The following is a 15,686-nucleotide window of genomic DNA, read 5'->3' as shown; positions in this document are numbered from 1 at the left end:
GATAAGCGCTGAAAGCATCTAAGCGCGAAGCGAGCCTCAAGATGAGTCATCCCTAGACCTTTAAGGTCTCTAAAGGGTTGTTGAAGACTACGACGTAGATAGGTCAGGTGTGTAAGCGCTGCGAGGCGTTGAGCTAACTGATACTAATTGCCCGTGAGGCTTAACCATACAACACCCAAGGGGTTTTAGCGGACTCAAAGTAAGAACATTGAATGTGTAAGAGAAGCTAGTCAGACATTTTCCCAGATTTAGTTTTTCGCGATGAGCGGGAAACACAACAAAATTTGCTTGGCGACCATAGCGTTATGGACCCACCTGACTCCATGCCGAACTCAGTAGTGAAACGTAACAGCGCCGATGGTAGTGTGGGGTCTCCCCATGTGAGAGTAGGACATCGCCAGGCTTCAAATTCGTTTTCGTCTTTTTAAGAAAAGATGAAGGCAAAAAGTTAGAAAAGCCCTGACCTTACGGTCAGGGCTTTTTTGCGTTTGCGTGAAAATAGATCACCATAAATGAATGGTTTGAATATCATGTATTCGCAAGGTCAATGCCACTAATTATTATTACTACTGTACTTCGTAAAGTTGCTTGCACTGTGATCATTCAGACAGTCTACTATTGAGTAGCGTGAAATGATATTGATGAAATTATTCTTGAGGGGGTTACATGAAGAAACTGTTTAGTATCTTGCTAGTTTCGCTTTTCGTAACTGCTTGCAGTTCATCACTACCACATCAGTATGCATGTGAAGGAGAGCAAACCTTTGATGCAATGGTGACGTCAGATTCGGCAGTTGTGCGTTTTAATGACGAAGAGTTATTTCTTCCGCGGATTCGATCTGCATCCGGTGCACAATGGGAGTCTGAAGATAAGCTGTTTGGGCTTTATACCAAAGCTGATGAAGCTATGTTGGTGTGGGGTGACAGTACGTTACGAGAGTGCGTATTGGTTAAATGAGTATTTTCATTAGCCCAAATAGTATTTTGGGGCGGTGAGCGGGAGTGATCACCGCGAAATATTAAACATTTAGAATGTATGCCTAGTTTTATTTTGGTTTAAAGCCCTAATCATATGACTAGGGCTTTATAAGCTCGATTGTTGCCTATTTGACCATCGATGCTCGGCTAGATCTTTCACCGGATACGGTGCGGATAAGCGCATTTGAGGTTGAAGGTGCTTGCGCAGCGTCATAAGCATGCCAGCTTTGACCATTGTCTACAGAGTATTCGATCGCAAGGCCAGGGAAGGCACTGTTTGCTTTCAGTACGCCAGCTTCAATGATCCCGCCAGGAACTGGCAGGTTAAAAGCAATGCCATTGGCTTCAAGGTTAGGCATGACGTTTTGAGCAACTAAGTTAGCAAACTTGTTATAGTCTGATGTTCGGGCTGCGTCATCAACTACCTTATCTCCTGTATCATGCGCTTCCCAAGATGCGGTGTGCCAAGCACGCTCAGCCAACGCAATAGCTCGTGGGAATGTCATTCCTTCAAATTGTGCTTCCGTTCGAATGGTTTCAGTCCATACCGAGCCTTGAAGGCCAAGTACGTTTTCAGGACGTTCTAGCGTTTTTACACCCGCGGCATTTAACACTTCTTCTTTGGTGATTGGCGCTCCTGCACGGGTAAAGTCTGCATTGGCGTACAGGTCATCAGGCATGAAGCCAAATGACTTACGTGTATCGGTAAAGCGGGGAGCCCAGTAGTAGCCACGCTCTTCTGGATCGGGCTCGTAAGGGTGGTCAAAGTAGAAATGCGTAGCTTGGTTGTAAATGACGCCATAGCCATTGTTCGCAAGGTTATAGGCTCGATCAGCTACGCCCCATTCCCAAATATTTTGCCACGCGTTGCCGCTGACTTTTGTATTGGCAACTTCGCCACGTGGGTAAACGACGTTGTTATGCATCAGGCCGTCTTCCCAGCCACCGAGGTCAAGGTTGTGATTGGCGGTGATGACAGAGATTCGCTCAACGAAGTACTGGCTGAGTTCATCGACCGTTTTAATACCGGCGCTATTGTTTGCTAGGAAAGCCTTACAAATCGGCGAGTCTGTCCATGCACCTGCAATTTCATCACCACCGAAATGAAATGTTTTTAGTGGCTGAATGTCTTGGTGTAGTTGAACCAGAGAGCTTACGACGGTATCAACAAAGTTGTAGGTTGAATCCATACAAACGTTCATTGCATTGTCCGTGAACATTTGCACTGACAGGTATTCTGTCGTGTCATCTGGATCGCTCAACAGGTATTCGTTGGCTGCAACCATATCGCCTTGTGCTGCGAGCTTTTCATATCGCGCTTCCATGGCTTTAATAGCGGCATGTGCATGACCGGGCATGTCCACTTCAGGGATCACTTCAATGTTCAGGGCATTTGCAGCTTCAAGAATCTCTTTGTAGTCAGCTTGGGTGTAGTAGCCGTTTGACTCAGTAGTGCCGTCAGGACCCGCACCGAGGAATGGTAATACACATGTTGTTTCGCTTAGATCATGACAACGCTGAGAGCCAATATCCGCCAATTCTGGCAAGGCCGGAATTTCGATACGCCATGCTTCATCGTCACTTAAGCGAAGGTGCAGTTTGTTGAGTTTGACGGTAGCCATTTGGTCAAGCAACTCAAGGATAGAGTCTTTCGTTCTGAAGTTTCTTGCTGCATCTATCGAAAGCCCACGATACGCAAAACGTGGTGCATCCGAGATGTTAACCTCAGGAATGACATTGCCGTCGGTTAGCTGAAGAAGCGATTGCGCAGCATACAAAGCACCGGCTGGGTCAGCGGCATTAATGTCTACTCTTTCTGCCGAAGGCGATACAGTCAGGCTGTATGCTTCGTCCCACTTTGGTTGACCATCAATGCTGACCTGTCCCCAACCTATATGAATGACTTTAGATTGGTTAGGCGCCCAAGGAACGGCAGTTAGCCCAAATTGGTTGGCGATAAACTCGGCCTGACTTTGGTAACCATTGTCAAAAACCACAACCCAAGATGAATCAATGGCAATGTCGCTGTCACCCAAGACAATAGAGGCTGGCGTAGGAATAACCCCCTTCGCGTTTGCTAATTCGCTTAAGTCGCTGTTTCTGGCATAGCGATCAGCTGCAGTAAACGGGTCATAAAAATCTGTAATACTACCGCCATAACGTTTCCATTTTAGCTCGCTGTCAAAATCTGCCACGAACGGGAGTTCTTCTCCGGGTTTTGTCGGCACTTTTCCATCGATGTTATTGCTAGTGCTCGCAATCAATGCAGTCTCACCTCTGTCAGACACTAGGTACCAGTTAGGCATGATGTCTGTTTTAGCGATTTGCCAGAACTCTGATTCGAACTCAATGGTCAGTGTCTTGCCTGGCTCCAGTGCGTTAAAGCTATCAGTAGGTTCAATTTTGAAGATATCTCCATTCACGTGAGAGACAGTCAGGCCGCTGTTTGTTAGTGGCTGCATCATGCGAATATGACTGAAGTAGATAGCCCACCCAGTGGCAGGTAATGCCGTTGAACTACCATTTTGAAGCGTGATTTCGCCTTTAAACGTTCGCCATTCATTTTGTTGGTTGTCTAAAACTGCGTACGTCAGATCGATTCCGTCACCCAACTGTGATAACGCTTGGGAGGAAATAGCATAGCTTGGTGACGCCAATGCACCTGAAATGGCTGTGGCGAGTAAAACGCGTTTTAACATCTGTAGCTCCTTAAATTCACTCTTCAAAATAAATCACTTGAAGCGTAGGATCTGAGGCTGCTGATAAGTTACGCATTGAAATATCGAGCTTAGTTAATGGGATGCAAATCTTGTGGGCTTGTGAAATCGTAGTGTTGTTAAGGCGATAACTTCGAGGTATCTATCGTTATTGGGTGCGTTGGTTTTGATGTGTAGGATGGATTAGGCTTACAAATCGCAGTGAAAAATTAATAAACAAAACTGAATGGATGCCTGAATAATTAGGCTGGTGACCACGGTGGATTTAATGCTTTTTGCTTGATTGTAGATACGTATCGCCGTTCTGGTTCTCATGCGGAATCTGATGACAAACAGTTCGAATTTTGTCGTCAATTCAATGAAGAGGTAGCTGGCCGAGAACAGATAACGAAAGTGCTTCTAGCCTAAACAAGTATTTGTCAGTAGCGGTCAATGAAAAAAGGGTAGCAACGCTACCCTTTTTGAACAGTAATGCCCAAATGGCTGAACTGTCATCTAATCCACTCTCATGGATTCAACTGTTCGATGTGATGGGTTATACGTATAGAAAATCTTTGATCTGTCTAACTAACGCTTCTGCGGTTTCTTTGTCTTCCCACTCTACGAAGATACGCAGGAGTGGTTCAGTGCCTGAGAATCGAGCTAGCGCCCAGCCACCGTTTTTAAAGTAGACTTTTAAGCCATCAGCGTAGCTTACTTTTTCTATTTCATAAGCAAACTCTGGTAACTCTTTGTCGACATAGATTCGGTTGTAAAGGCTATCGCGTTGAGATGCCTTGAACGTGCAATCACCCTCGGCGGTATAGGCATAGCCATATTTACCGTAGATCTCATCAAGCATTTCAGACAATTTCTTGCCAGTGACGCTGATCATCTCAACCAATAGGCTTGACGCGAATACGCCATCTTTGCCTTTGATATGACCGCGGATAGTTAGACCACCAGAGCTTTCACCGCCGATTAGAGAGTCATCTGCTTCCATCTGAGAACTGATGTGTTTGAAGCCAACAGGAACTTCAAAGCTATCCTCATCATGATCGGCAGCAACTTTATCAAGCAGGTGTGTAGTAGCGATGTTACGAACAACAGAGCCTTTTAAGCCCTTGTATTCCAACATGTAGTAATAGAGAAGCAGCAATACTTCGTTCGGATGAATGAAGTTGCCTTTTTCATCAATGATGCCCAGACGGTCAGCATCACCATCAGTACCGATACCGATGTCATAGCCTTCGTCAGCAACCATGTGCTTCAAGCGGTAAAGTGTTGCAGCATTTGGTGAAGGCATGGTGCCACCAAACCCTGGGTTTTCGCCATCGTTGATCACGTCAACATCGCAACGGCCAGAAATCAACACAGTTTGCAGAGCGTTTTTTGCAACACCGAACATTGGGTCGATCAGTACGCGAAGATTCGCTGCTTTAATCGCTTCCATATCAATGAAATCAATGATCGAATCTACGAATTCGTTCATAGGGTTGATGATTTTAACCAGCCCTTGATTTTGCGCGTCTTCGAAATCTATCGATTTCACATCAGTCGCTTTTAGCTTGCTGACTTGCTCTTCGATTTTTGCAGTAATGATCTCATCTGCGTCACGACCGCCTTGGATAAAGACTTTAATGCCGTTGTAATCCGCTGGGTTGTGGGAGGCAGTGATACACGCAGAGTAATGCGTTTCCATCTGCTTCGCTTTGAACATGACGATAGGCGTTGGCACGTATTTGTCGATGAAGCTGACGGTGATGCCATTTGCAGCTAGCACTTCTGCAAACCATGCAGCTGCTTTATCTGATAGAAAACGACGGTCGTAACCAATCACAAAGCCTGGCTCACAAGCGTTTTCGTTGATCATTATATTGGCAAGAGATTGTGCCACTAAGCGTACGTTGTCTTTGGTGAACTCTTCACCAATGAAGGCTCGCCATCCGCCAGTACCGAATTGAATCATGGTAGAGCTCCTTTCTAAACAGCAATAAAAAGGGAGGGCAAAGTGCCCTCCCTTTTTTTATTAACCCATTACAACGTTAACAACGTTCACTGAGCCTTCAGCTTGCGCTGGAATCGCACCAGTGATGACTTCACCGTTCAAGGTGATAGTTTTCACGCCTTTGCTTACGCTATTCGGGTTTTCTACCTTGATTTGGTAAGTCGCACCACGCCATTCGCGGTTCACTTCAAATCCTGGCCATTCAGTAGGAATACATGGGTTAACAGTCAGGCCATCGAAGCCCACTTGTACGCCTAGAATGAAGTTGGTTACTGCGAAGTAAGCCCAACCTGATGTACCTGTTAGCCAAGGGTGGTTTGCACGACCATGGTTTTCGTGGTCACGACCCATGATGAACTGAACGTATGAATAGGGTTCAGCGACACGCTTTTCGATCATGTCGTTTTGATTGTACGGGTTTAGTGCATCATAGAACTTCATTGCACGGTCACCGCGACCTAGTTTCGCTTCGGCAACCCAAGCCCATGGGTTTGGATGCGAGAAGATTGCGCCGTTTTCTTTCACGCCTTGGTAAACGCGGGTAACGAAACCGATGTCATCGTTTGGTGTTGAGAACGACGGCGAGTTTAGGTGCAATCCGTATTCAGAGAACAAGTTTTCATCAACTGCATCCATGGCTTTCTCGCCACGATCTTGCGATGCCATACCAGAAAGAACAGCCAGTGTGTTCGACTCAAGGTGAATACGACCTTCAGTTTGTTGAGCTGTACCGATCTTGTCGCCGTCTTTGGTTAGACCACGGATGTACCAGCCACCTTCGTCATCCCAAAGGTGTTTCTCACATGCTTCGCGTACGTTCGCTGCCATTTCAGTGTATGCCTGAACATCTGCATCTTGGCCTTTGTGCTTCGCTAGAGTAATGAATTCTTGCAGTGCCCAGAAGTGCAGGAATGAAACCATTGATGACTCACCGCCACCTAGGTTTAGACAGTCATTCCAGTCTGCGCGTAGACCTTTACAGATACCGGTTTGACCTACGTATTCTGCCGAGAAGTTCAATGCTGCTTTCATGTGCTCGTAAACGGTAGCGTTGCCGCCGTCAGCATATGGGATCACTTCATCGAGGAAGCTTTCTTCACCCGTTTCGGTCACATACTTGATGATGGTCGGCACGATCCATAGGTGATCATCTGAACAAGTGTCATCGATACCGTGGATTTTGTCTTCATCACTTGGCGTTGGAACAACGGTTGGCGATTTAGACGGTTTAACGTCAGCTTTAGCTGGATCAAACCAATCTGGATCGAATAGGTGTAGACCGTAACCCGCTTTCACTTGACCGCGCAGCAGGTCGACAAGACGTTTACGTGTCATTTCAGGGTTTGAGTGTGGAACAGAAATCGCATCTTGTGCCGTGTCACGGTAGCCAAGACCAGTACGACCACCCACTTCAATGAAAGAGGCAAAACGTGACCAAACCACACACGTTTCAGCTTGGTAAAGAGTCCAAGCATTGATCATGGTGTCTAGGCCTTCATTTGGTGACTTCACTTGGAACTTGTTACAACGCGATTCCCAGTGACCTTTGATGTCTGCAAATGCTGCATCAACGTTGGCGAAGTCTTGGTACTTAGTACGTAGGCGCTGACCTTCACCTTTACCGATACCTAGAATGAATACAAAGCGAACTTCTTCACCTGGTTGGATAACGAACTGTTTGTGCAAAGAACCACAATGGTTGTAGCAAGTTTGAACATGGTTAGAACAGCGACCCTTTTCAACAGCAATTGGGTTTGCTTCATCGCGGTACATACCAAGGAAGCTGTCGCGTTGACCATCAAAGCTATCAGGATCGAAGCTTGATGCCATGTAATAGAAACCTTCGTAATCATTGGTGTTGTAGTACAAGTCGTACTCAAGAACGCCATCATTGTATGATGTGCCCGCTGAGTAGAGGCTCATTTGGTGGTTCTGATTATCAGACTGAATATGGCTGAAAGAGAACTCAACGAACGAGAATGCACTGATGGTGCGAGGTTTGTCGCCATCGTTCTTTAGCTTCACATCCCAAACTTGGGCGTCTTCACCTTTTGGTACAAACAGTGTTTTCTCAGCAGTGATGCCATTGTACTCACACTTGAACTTAGAGTAAGACAGGCCATGACGAACTTCGTACGACGCTTCTTCAAGGCTTTTTGCCACAGGTTGCCAAGAGATTGACCAGTAATCACCTGTTTCATCGTCACGCAGATATACGTAGTGTCCAGGACGGTCAAATGTGCCGTTTGGACGGAATTTAGTGACACGATTGTATTCAGGACTGTTGTAGAACGAATAGCCACCTGCGTTATGTGAAATCACGGTACAGAATTTTTCTGTACCTAAGTAGTTCGTCCATGGCGCCGGTACGTCAGGGCGGGTAATGACATATTCTCGGTTATCATTATCAAAATAGCCGTATTTCATGGAATGTTTCCTCTACAAATCTCAAAAAATTAAAGTTATTACCGACGATAGTTGATACCTAGACGATCTAGGTATTGCAGTTGTCCGCTAAGACGGGCTTGAAAGTCTGCCCAATCTCTTTGTTCCTTGGCGCTCCAGCACACCTCTGCAATCGCTAGAAGGCGAGGGAAGATCATGTACTCAAAGCGGCTTTGGGTGTTGGTCACTTCGCACCAAAGTGCGCATTGAATGCCTTTGATTTTTTCAAACTCACTGGGAGTGACGTCTGAGTTTGCAAAGGGTTCGTAGTGATAGGCTTTTTCAAGTGGTACTTTGCACGCCCAATCTGTTCCCGGTTCATCCGTAGAAAAGTCTTGAGCCATATCGAGATACGTTTCTTGTCCTGGTTGTAGAACGACGTTGTAGCCATTGCGAATACATTCAATGCCTGACTGTTCACTAACCCAAGAGAAGATGACGGTGTCCTTGCTGACCTTGTCGCCAAATACCGCTTCTTCCCAACCAAACATTTGTTTCCCTTTGGTGCTTAAGAAGTTTTCGGCATGGCGCAATATGTGGCCTTGCAGTTCTTTGGTATCGGTGTAGCCACATGCTTTCATCAATGCTTGGCATGAAGGACTGTCCGTCCAGACATTTTCGGGAACTTCATCGGCACCGATATGAACAAATGGGCCAGGGAATAGCTCGCAAACTTCCGCTAATACGGTTTCTAGGAAGGTGTAAGTCCCTTTTAGCCCAGGGTTCAATACGTTATCTGTGTAGTTTTGAATACTGCGATAAGCTGAAGCATCTGCATCTTCTACCAACATATGAGGTAGCGATTTGATGGCAGCACGGCAGTGACCTGGAATATCGATTTCAGGGATCACTGTGATGCCACGCTGAGCGGCATACGCTACAACGTCTCGGATTTCATCTTTGGTGTAGAACCCACCATGGATTTTTGACAGCGATGTGTATTGCGGTTCCAATGTTTCAAAAGGTCCACGCCAAGCACCGATCTCCGTAAGCTCAGGAAATGCATCAATTTGGATACGCCAGCCTTCGTCATCGGTCAAGTGCCAATGGAAGTGGTTAAACTTGTAACGAGCCAATTGATTGATGAGATCTTTGACTCGGCGCACTGGGTGGAAGTGGCGAGCACAATCCAACATCATGCTGCGATAGCCAAAACGTGGGTGATCTTCAATCTCAACACACGGCAAGGTATAGGCCGCGTGGTGGCGATGGGACACTTGGGTTGGAATCAATTGCAGTACTGTTGCGACACCATGTGAAAAACCACACTCATCCGATGCACTGATAGTGATACCTTGTGGCTTCACACTTACTCTGTAGTGGGAGGGTGCTAGCTTTGTGTCCTGTTTAAGACGAATTTCCCCGTTCTTTTTCACGGTAACATCACTGCGTAAATGAGCAGAGAGCTCTTGAGCTAGCCATGTTGCGGCGAGCTGGCTGGCATCACTGTCACTAACAACAGCACACTCGTCGGTAAGCGCGAATTGTCCCTGCGTCACGACTAATGCTTTTGGCTGGGGGATCAAGTTGATCGCTTTTGGCTCTGGCAGTGTTAGCGGCGTGCGTTCTGGCGATTGCACCCCTAAGTTGATGAGTGTTGTTTCCACCGGTGTTGCTGTGATGCCTTGATCTGTGGTGATCATCAAACACGCGTCGCCAATCCCTTCATCGTGCATAGTAAAAGGTTTAGTGGTGTGGCTGAACTCGAGATACAAATGGTCATTCGCATTAAGTGGAGCGCCCGTTTCAAAGACGCATAGGCTACCCACCTGCTTCAATGTGCCATGAGAGACACTCGTAGGAATGACGTATCGGCTGACACTAAAAGTGAGTTGCCAATTTTCAATGTTATATTCAGACAAATTGTGCAGTACGAGAGCAAAGCGGCTCTCGTTTGGCTGAACGTCGATAACATTGAGATCTAAGCGAAAGTTCATGGCTTACCTCGGAAACGGATAAAGATTGTGGTCGCCGTAGGCCATCAAAATGGCTCCGGTCATGGCATCCGCCTTGGGTTGAACCAACAAAGCTTGGGTAGCAGGTGTTAACCAGGGAACGATACGTTCACCGATGCTGCCCATGAGTGCGACTTGTGAGGCGCCTTTTCGGTTTAGACCGAGAATCAAGCGTTCAACATCGTCGGCAGAGCCTTGCAGTAACTCCATGGCAAGTTCATCTCGCTGCATTGCCATTTCGAAAATGGTAGGGCAGAACTGTCCGTAGTCACGCGGTTTAGCTGTCTTAGACCAGCTAACAATGGCATCGAGATTGTGGTCAAAGTGAGCGAGCACATGCTGAGACAAAGCAGACGTTGGTCGCAGCCCATCATGCGCAAGCAATGTTTGTTGAATAAGGCGAAGACCCATGACGGCACCACCACCTTGATCGGAAATAGGAAACTCGCGGCCACCCAGAACATGCTGTTGACCGTTTTCAATATAGATTCCCACCGAGCCTGTACCAGCAATGACAATGGCACCGTTTTCACCGCTAAACGCACCCATACAAGCCCCGTAACCGTCAGTGTTCAGGGTCACGTGCTGATAAGGATGAGGGAGCGCCATAAAGGCCAGCCATGCAGACTTTTGCTCTGCAGCCGCCAACGCCATCCCAACTGATAGGGTTGATAAATCAGCAATGCCAGCTTGTTCAGCAGCCAAAGCTATCGCGGCTTGGATGTTTTCCATAGCAAGTTCAATACCCAAAAGGATGTTGGCAGAACCTGTTTTGGCCTCACCCAGAAGTTGACCATTTTCATCGACGATGCGGGCACGACAAGAAGTACCACCCCCATCGACACCACAGAAATACTTAGGCATCAACGAGGTCCTTCTTTTGCATAGCGATGGCGAGTAGGTACCAAGCGGCATGTGGGATCCACTGTTCTCCCCAACGCCAGTTTTGTAGCATGTCATCCTTTTGGCCTTGAGGATTGAACGCGATATCTCGCTCATTCTCGAAGCCTGCAGTAATGCCATTACAAACGCCGCCTTTTGCGTTGATGAAGCCAAGGTGAGGCAAATAGTCAGGGTTGTTTCGGCCGTGGCCATCAAGCATGCACATATCGTATGGGTTGAGACCCAAAATCCAGTTAAGTGCTTGCTGACCATACTGACGTAGTTGTTTTTTTAGTTCGGTATCAGAGACCACGTTAGTCGCCATATATGCCATGGTCGCAAGAGAGCCTAAACGGGCATTCTCTCCCTGCCACCAATAACCAGTTTCATTGCGCTGAGCGATGAAAAAGCTTGTTCGCTTATCAGCATCAATGTTCTTAATGTATTGGCGCGGATAGCCGAAAGGGTTGTTGACCTCATTGGTAATGCTTAATTCGAAATTAATTGCATTAACAAGCACTTGTTGAAATTTGTCTTTTAGAACGATATCCGACTCAATGGTCAAATATTGCATTAGCGCGATCGCAGGTAATCCGGCTTCTGCAGCATGAAAGTAAGGGCGAGAACCATCACCATTTGCAGACCAATAATTGGAAACTTGCTCATCACTCTGTTGCTGCTCGGATAGGCGAGCAGCCCAATAACGCGCTTCTTCAAGGTAGGTTGCGTTCTTGGTCAGCTTAAATAGCTCAGTCGCTGCGAGCAATGCGCAGTAGAAATCGATGGTGTTCTCACATCCATCATCCAAATAGGCTGCATTGTTTTCTTTAAGGTGCAGGTAACCTGCCTCTGCTGTTGATTGGTAGGTGGCAACATCAAAATCACCACTAATACCTAAACGTGCTGCTGCAGCTAGCGATGCGATAGCAACGCCCGCGCCTTGGCGAAAACCTGCTTGATACGCTGAAGTTTTGTTACCTAGCTGTGTTTCATAAGCGCAAATTTCGCGCTGTGCTGTGTCTTTGCTCCATTTGTCGAACACGGTGAGATAAAAATATCCGTCGGCATCGTGCATGCGAACAAGAAAATCTGCGCCGAATAAGGCTTCATCATGTAATCGTGTTTGAGTAAATGGGATTATTTCGGAAGACAATGTGTCGATAGATGTCAGCATATTCCAAACAACCATGGGAATTTGCTGCGGGTTTAGGTAGTTACCATATGAAAGGTGGCTGAAGTATTTACTGACGTCACCGGACGCATCATACCATCCGCCACGAACATCAACACGACGCTCAGAGCCTAAGATAGGAGCTTGACGATCGTATTGATCAAAAGTGCCTGTACAACGCTGGGATTTAAAGTAGTGGATCACATCGGAAAACGTACGATCGAAAAGAATACCGTCCGCGATCGTGAAGGCAGGAGATTGAGTATCTCCGACCTTGATGTGGAATTCACCGCTCTGTTCCAGAGCGGTAAAATCCAACTGATAAACGTCGCCGGTATGCCATTGGTCTACAGAACCACAAGCACAAACAGGCAGCTGCATCACGGATTGACCTGTTTGGTCATCCACAATATCGGCATGTGTCGTGATGACATCCTGCGTTGCAAGAATAAGCGCTACTTTATTGCCTAAGCGCTCATAGCCGATATGGTTGGTCAACAGCTGCATTTTACCTCCTAAAACGTGTACTCGAATAAATTATTCGTACAGATAACAGCGCACATAGTGGTTGTCTGCCAGCTTAGTAACGCTTGGCAATTTCTCACGGCATTTTTCTGTCGCATGTAGGCATCGACCTGCAAACGGACAGCCAGCGGAGTCAGGCGTCCAAAGTGGGATTTCCCCTTTGTTACCTTCCAGTTGCTGGTGGATCGACTTAGATGGATCTGGCACCGCTGAGACAAGAAGCCTTGTGTAAGGGTGTTGAGGACGGTGAATGATTTCTTCACAGTCGCCCCACTCAACCATGTGGCCCACGTACATAACAGCAAGATCTTCCGCGATGTAACGTGCGGTGGCGATGTCGTGTGTGATGTAAAGCAGTGCCATCTCTTTCTCGAACTTCATTTCTTCCATCAGGTTAAGTACACCTGCACGGATAGAAACGTCGAGCATGGAGGTTGGTTCGTCAGCCAATACCACTTCTGCGCCAACCGCTAGGTTACGTGCAAGGTTTACACGCTGACGCTGACCACCAGAAAGCTGGTGAGGGTATTTTTGTGCCGTTTCTTTTGGCGGTGTTAGACCAACTTGATTAAGCAGGTCATACACTTGTTCTTCTAGTTCTTTCGGATTGCTGCTCGCTTTTTTGTGGATCTTTAGCGGGCGTTCAATATGGTGAAAGATATTCTGCGTTGGGTTCAAAGAACCAAACGGGTCTTGCCAAACCATCTGGATGCCTTCGCGATAGGTCATCAGATCGCGGCTTTTTGTAATGGTGCTGATGTCGCGACCTTTGTACTCAATGCTTCCTGATGTTGGCGCATACATCTTCGCTATCATTTTTGCTGTGGTCGATTTACCGGAACCGGATTCACCAACCACAGATAGACCGCGGCTTTTATACAGTTTGAATGACACATCATTCAGTGCGCGCATCAAAGGCTTGTTTAGCGCGTTGCTGCTAATCGGGAAATCCTTTACAAGGTTTTTCCCTTCAACAATTGGTTGGCCTAATTCTTTAGTCATGCTCACTCCTACAAGTCGCAAATAGCCGAATTACTTACCTGTGAACAGGTGGCAGTTGGTGTAACGGGTCGGCTCGATTTGAGTCAAAGTGTTTGCTACGTTGAAACACTTGTCCGTCGCTTTGCTACAGCGAGCTTGGAAGCGACAACCTTGCGGTATTTCTAGCAGGTTCAATGGATTACCTGGAATACCTTTTAGGTGAGTTTTCGGACCGGTAAGTGCAGGGAAGGAGCTAGCCAGACCCTCGGTATATGGATGATATGGCGTTTTTAGGATCTCTTTTGACGGAGCCACTTCAATCAACTGACCGGCATACATGATGCCGATACGGTCGGTGAACTCGACCATCAATGATAAGTCATGCGTGATGAACAGAATCGAGAAGCCAAACTCTTCTTTCAGTGCGTGGATCTTTTGAAGGATCTCGCGCTGTACCACCACGTCTAGAGCTGTTGTTGGCTCATCCATGATGATCATTTTAGGGTTCAGTGCCAAAGCAATTGCTATAACCAAACGCTGGCGCATACCACCAGAGAATTGGTGTGGGTAATCGCTTAAACGGCTCGGGTGAATATCAACGATTTCCAGCAGACCCTCTGCGCGGTTTTTTGCTTGAGTGCGGGTCATGTTGGTGTGGCGCATAATCACGTCACAAAATTGCTCTTCCATTGTAAGAACAGGGTTCAAGGCATTCATTGCAGACTGGAACACCATTGATACTTCTTTCCAGCGGAAGCGGCTCATGCGCTCGTCGCTGTATTTCATGATGTCTTCGCCGTTGAAGTAGACCTGGCCACCGCTGATATAGGCAGGCGGCTTATGAAGGCGCATCAGAGAGAATGCTACGGTCGACTTACCACAGCCTGACTCACCAGCCAGACCAAATACTTCGCCTTTACCAATATCGAAACTTACATCGTTTACCGCGCGGACATCGCCCGCATCGGTAATATAGTCAACACAAAGGTTGCGGATTGATAGTTGTGCATCACTCATTATTTTTCTCCGCTCAATACTGCAGTTTGTGGAACAACGTCAGCCTGTTCGCGGGCTTTCTTTTCGTCTTCCTGCACTTTCTTCCAACGCTTCATGCCTTTTTGTGCACGTAGCTGTGGGTTGGCAATTTCATCAACCGCGAAGTTAACCAAAGCCAGTGACAATGAAAGTAGTGTTAGAGCAATACATGGTGCTAATACTTCCCACCAAATACCGAGCTGCATGGCTGATGAAGTACGTACGTTGTAGAGCATGCTGCCCCAGCTGACGGTACTAGCACTACCCATACCAATGAAAGACAGTACGGATTCGGCAAGGATTGCATACATCACTGAGCCGATGAAGCTTGCGCCTACAAGTGGAATCAGGTTTGGTAAAATCTCAACAAACAGGATACGTAGCTTGGATTCGCCAAGTACTTCTGCTGCTTTCACAAATTCTTTTTCACGAATGGCTAAGGTTTGGGAGCGGATTACCCTGGCGCCCCATGCCCAGGAGGTAAACGCGATGACCAAGGCGATGGTCAGTGGGCCTGCCTGTCCCACAAATGCTGCGATAACCATGATGACGGGGAGCTGTGGTACAACGAGCATGACGTTCATCGCACCTGACAAGATGTTGTCGACTCTGCCGCCAAAGTAGCCTGCCGAGATACCCATGATGGTTGCAACGACACAGACGAAAATACCTGCAGTGAAGCCAACCATTAGAGAAGTACGTGCACCATATGCAACTTGTGCCCAGATATCACGGCCTAAACGTGTAGTACCCAGTACGTGGTCCGCATCTTTTGAGATACGAAGACGACGTGCGTTGTCAGTGACGTTTTCAGCAATCCAGCCATCTGGGCTAGCTTGTGCCATTTTCACAAGCGCTGATGGATACTCATGCGGGTTACCTGTTCTTTTTTGAGGTTCATGTTTCGAAAGAACAGGAGCAAAGAGTGCCATTAGAATGAAAGTCACAATCAGGATGACACCAAAGAGTGCTTTCGTGTTTCCGCGAATAATTTTGAAGATATCTTTCATG

General features: G+C 47.0%; 10 protein-coding genes and 2 rRNA genes. 3 read left to right on the top strand and 9 right to left on the bottom strand.

Annotated elements, in window-relative coordinates; genetic code table 11:
• The 3 genes from L4D06_RS12025 to L4D06_RS12015 all read left to right on the top strand — a co-directional run.
• A 23S ribosomal RNA gene (locus L4D06_RS12025) occupies positions 1-168 on the top strand; the annotation flags it as partial.
• Positions 169-287: 119 nt separating this feature from the next.
• Positions 288-403, top strand: a 5S ribosomal RNA gene (gene rrf, locus L4D06_RS12020).
• Between the two features lie 263 nt (positions 404-666).
• Positions 667-957 carry an MliC family protein gene (locus L4D06_RS12015; RefSeq protein WP_274165030.1) on the top strand — a complete coding sequence of 97 codons (291 nt, stop codon included), beginning with the start codon at positions 667-669 and terminating at the stop codon, positions 955-957.
• 145 nt (positions 958-1,102) lie between these two features.
• On the opposite strand, the gene L4D06_RS12010 is transcribed toward L4D06_RS12015, so the two are convergent.
• The 9 genes from L4D06_RS12010 to L4D06_RS11970 form a co-directional block, all read right to left on the bottom strand.
• Positions 1,103-3,676: a beta-N-acetylhexosaminidase gene (locus L4D06_RS12010; RefSeq protein ID WP_429739610.1), complete on the bottom strand. Its 2,574-nt coding sequence runs from the start codon at positions 3,674-3,676 to the stop codon at positions 1,103-1,105.
• A 553-nt stretch (positions 3,677-4,229) separates the two neighbouring features.
• On the bottom strand, positions 4,230-5,642 hold the full coding sequence (locus tag L4D06_RS12005; RefSeq protein WP_274165028.1) for a phosphoglucomutase/phosphomannomutase family protein: 1,413 nt from the start codon (positions 5,640-5,642) through the stop codon (positions 4,230-4,232).
• A 60-nt stretch (positions 5,643-5,702) separates the two neighbouring features.
• Positions 5,703-8,108, bottom strand: coding sequence for a glycoside hydrolase family 94 protein (locus L4D06_RS12000; RefSeq protein ID WP_274165027.1), 2,406 nt, complete (start codon positions 8,106-8,108; stop codon positions 5,703-5,705).
• 38 nt (positions 8,109-8,146) lie between these two features.
• A complete protein-coding gene (locus L4D06_RS11995) occupies positions 8,147-10,063 on the bottom strand; it encodes a beta-N-acetylhexosaminidase (RefSeq protein WP_274165026.1) in 1,917 nt (638 codons plus the stop codon).
• 3 nt (positions 10,064-10,066) lie between these two features.
• The gene (locus L4D06_RS11990) at positions 10,067-10,945 is read right to left on the bottom strand and encodes a glucosamine kinase nucleotide-binding domain-containing protein (RefSeq protein ID WP_429739607.1); all 879 of its coding nucleotides are present in this window, start codon (positions 10,943-10,945) and stop codon (positions 10,067-10,069) included.
• A complete protein-coding gene (locus L4D06_RS11985) occupies positions 10,938-12,641 on the bottom strand; it encodes a glycoside hydrolase family 9 protein (protein WP_274165024.1) in 1,704 nt (567 codons plus the stop codon). The genes L4D06_RS11990 and L4D06_RS11985 overlap by 8 nt, the downstream gene beginning before the upstream one ends.
• Positions 12,642-12,671: 30 nt before the next feature.
• Positions 12,672-13,661 carry an ABC transporter ATP-binding protein gene (locus L4D06_RS11980; RefSeq protein ID WP_274165023.1) on the bottom strand — a complete coding sequence of 330 codons (990 nt, stop codon included), beginning with the start codon at positions 13,659-13,661 and terminating at the stop codon, positions 12,672-12,674.
• Between the two features lie 30 nt (positions 13,662-13,691).
• Positions 13,692-14,657, bottom strand: a complete 966-nt coding sequence (locus L4D06_RS11975) for an ABC transporter ATP-binding protein (protein WP_274165022.1) — start codon at positions 14,655-14,657, stop codon at positions 13,692-13,694.
• Positions 14,657-15,685, bottom strand: a complete 1,029-nt coding sequence (locus L4D06_RS11970) for an ABC transporter permease (protein ID WP_274165021.1) — start codon at positions 15,683-15,685, stop codon at positions 14,657-14,659. The genes L4D06_RS11975 and L4D06_RS11970 overlap by 1 nt, the downstream gene beginning before the upstream one ends.
• Position 15,686: the final 1 nt, after the last annotated feature.

This window comes from Enterovibrio makurazakiensis (genome assembly GCF_050336585.1).
In the GTDB taxonomy this organism is placed as follows: Bacteria; Pseudomonadota; Gammaproteobacteria; order Enterobacterales; family Vibrionaceae; genus Enterovibrio; species Enterovibrio gelatinilyticus.
The sequence above is the reverse complement of the archived record's forward strand: the minus strand, read 5'-3'. Positions and strand labels throughout refer to the sequence as shown.

Excerpts from the sequence above, each read along its gene's own strand:
- L4D06_RS12015 (WP_274165030.1), top strand. The coding sequence starts at position 667 with ATGAAGAAACTGTTTAGTATCTTGCTAGTTTCGCTTTTCGTAACTGCT.
- L4D06_RS12010 (WP_429739610.1), bottom strand. The coding sequence starts at position 3,676 with ATGTTAAAACGCGTTTTACTCGCCACAGCCATTTCAGGTGCATTGGCG.
- L4D06_RS12005 (WP_274165028.1), bottom strand. The coding sequence starts at position 5,642 with ATGATTCAATTCGGTACTGGCGGATGGCGAGCCTTCATTGGTGAAGAG.
- L4D06_RS12000 (WP_274165027.1), bottom strand. The coding sequence starts at position 8,108 with ATGAAATACGGCTATTTTGATAATGATAACCGAGAATATGTCATTACC.
- L4D06_RS11995 (WP_274165026.1), bottom strand. The coding sequence starts at position 10,063 with ATGAACTTTCGCTTAGATCTCAATGTTATCGACGTTCAGCCAAACGAG.
- L4D06_RS11990 (WP_429739607.1), bottom strand. The coding sequence starts at position 10,945 with ATGCCTAAGTATTTCTGTGGTGTCGATGGGGGTGGTACTTCTTGTCGT.
- L4D06_RS11985 (WP_274165024.1), bottom strand. The coding sequence starts at position 12,641 with ATGCAGCTGTTGACCAACCATATCGGCTATGAGCGCTTAGGCAATAAA.
- L4D06_RS11980 (WP_274165023.1), bottom strand. The coding sequence starts at position 13,661 with ATGACTAAAGAATTAGGCCAACCAATTGTTGAAGGGAAAAACCTTGTA.
- L4D06_RS11975 (WP_274165022.1), bottom strand. The coding sequence starts at position 14,657 with ATGAGTGATGCACAACTATCAATCCGCAACCTTTGTGTTGACTATATT.
- L4D06_RS11970 (WP_274165021.1), bottom strand. The coding sequence starts at position 15,685 with ATGAAAGATATCTTCAAAATTATTCGCGGAAACACGAAAGCACTCTTT.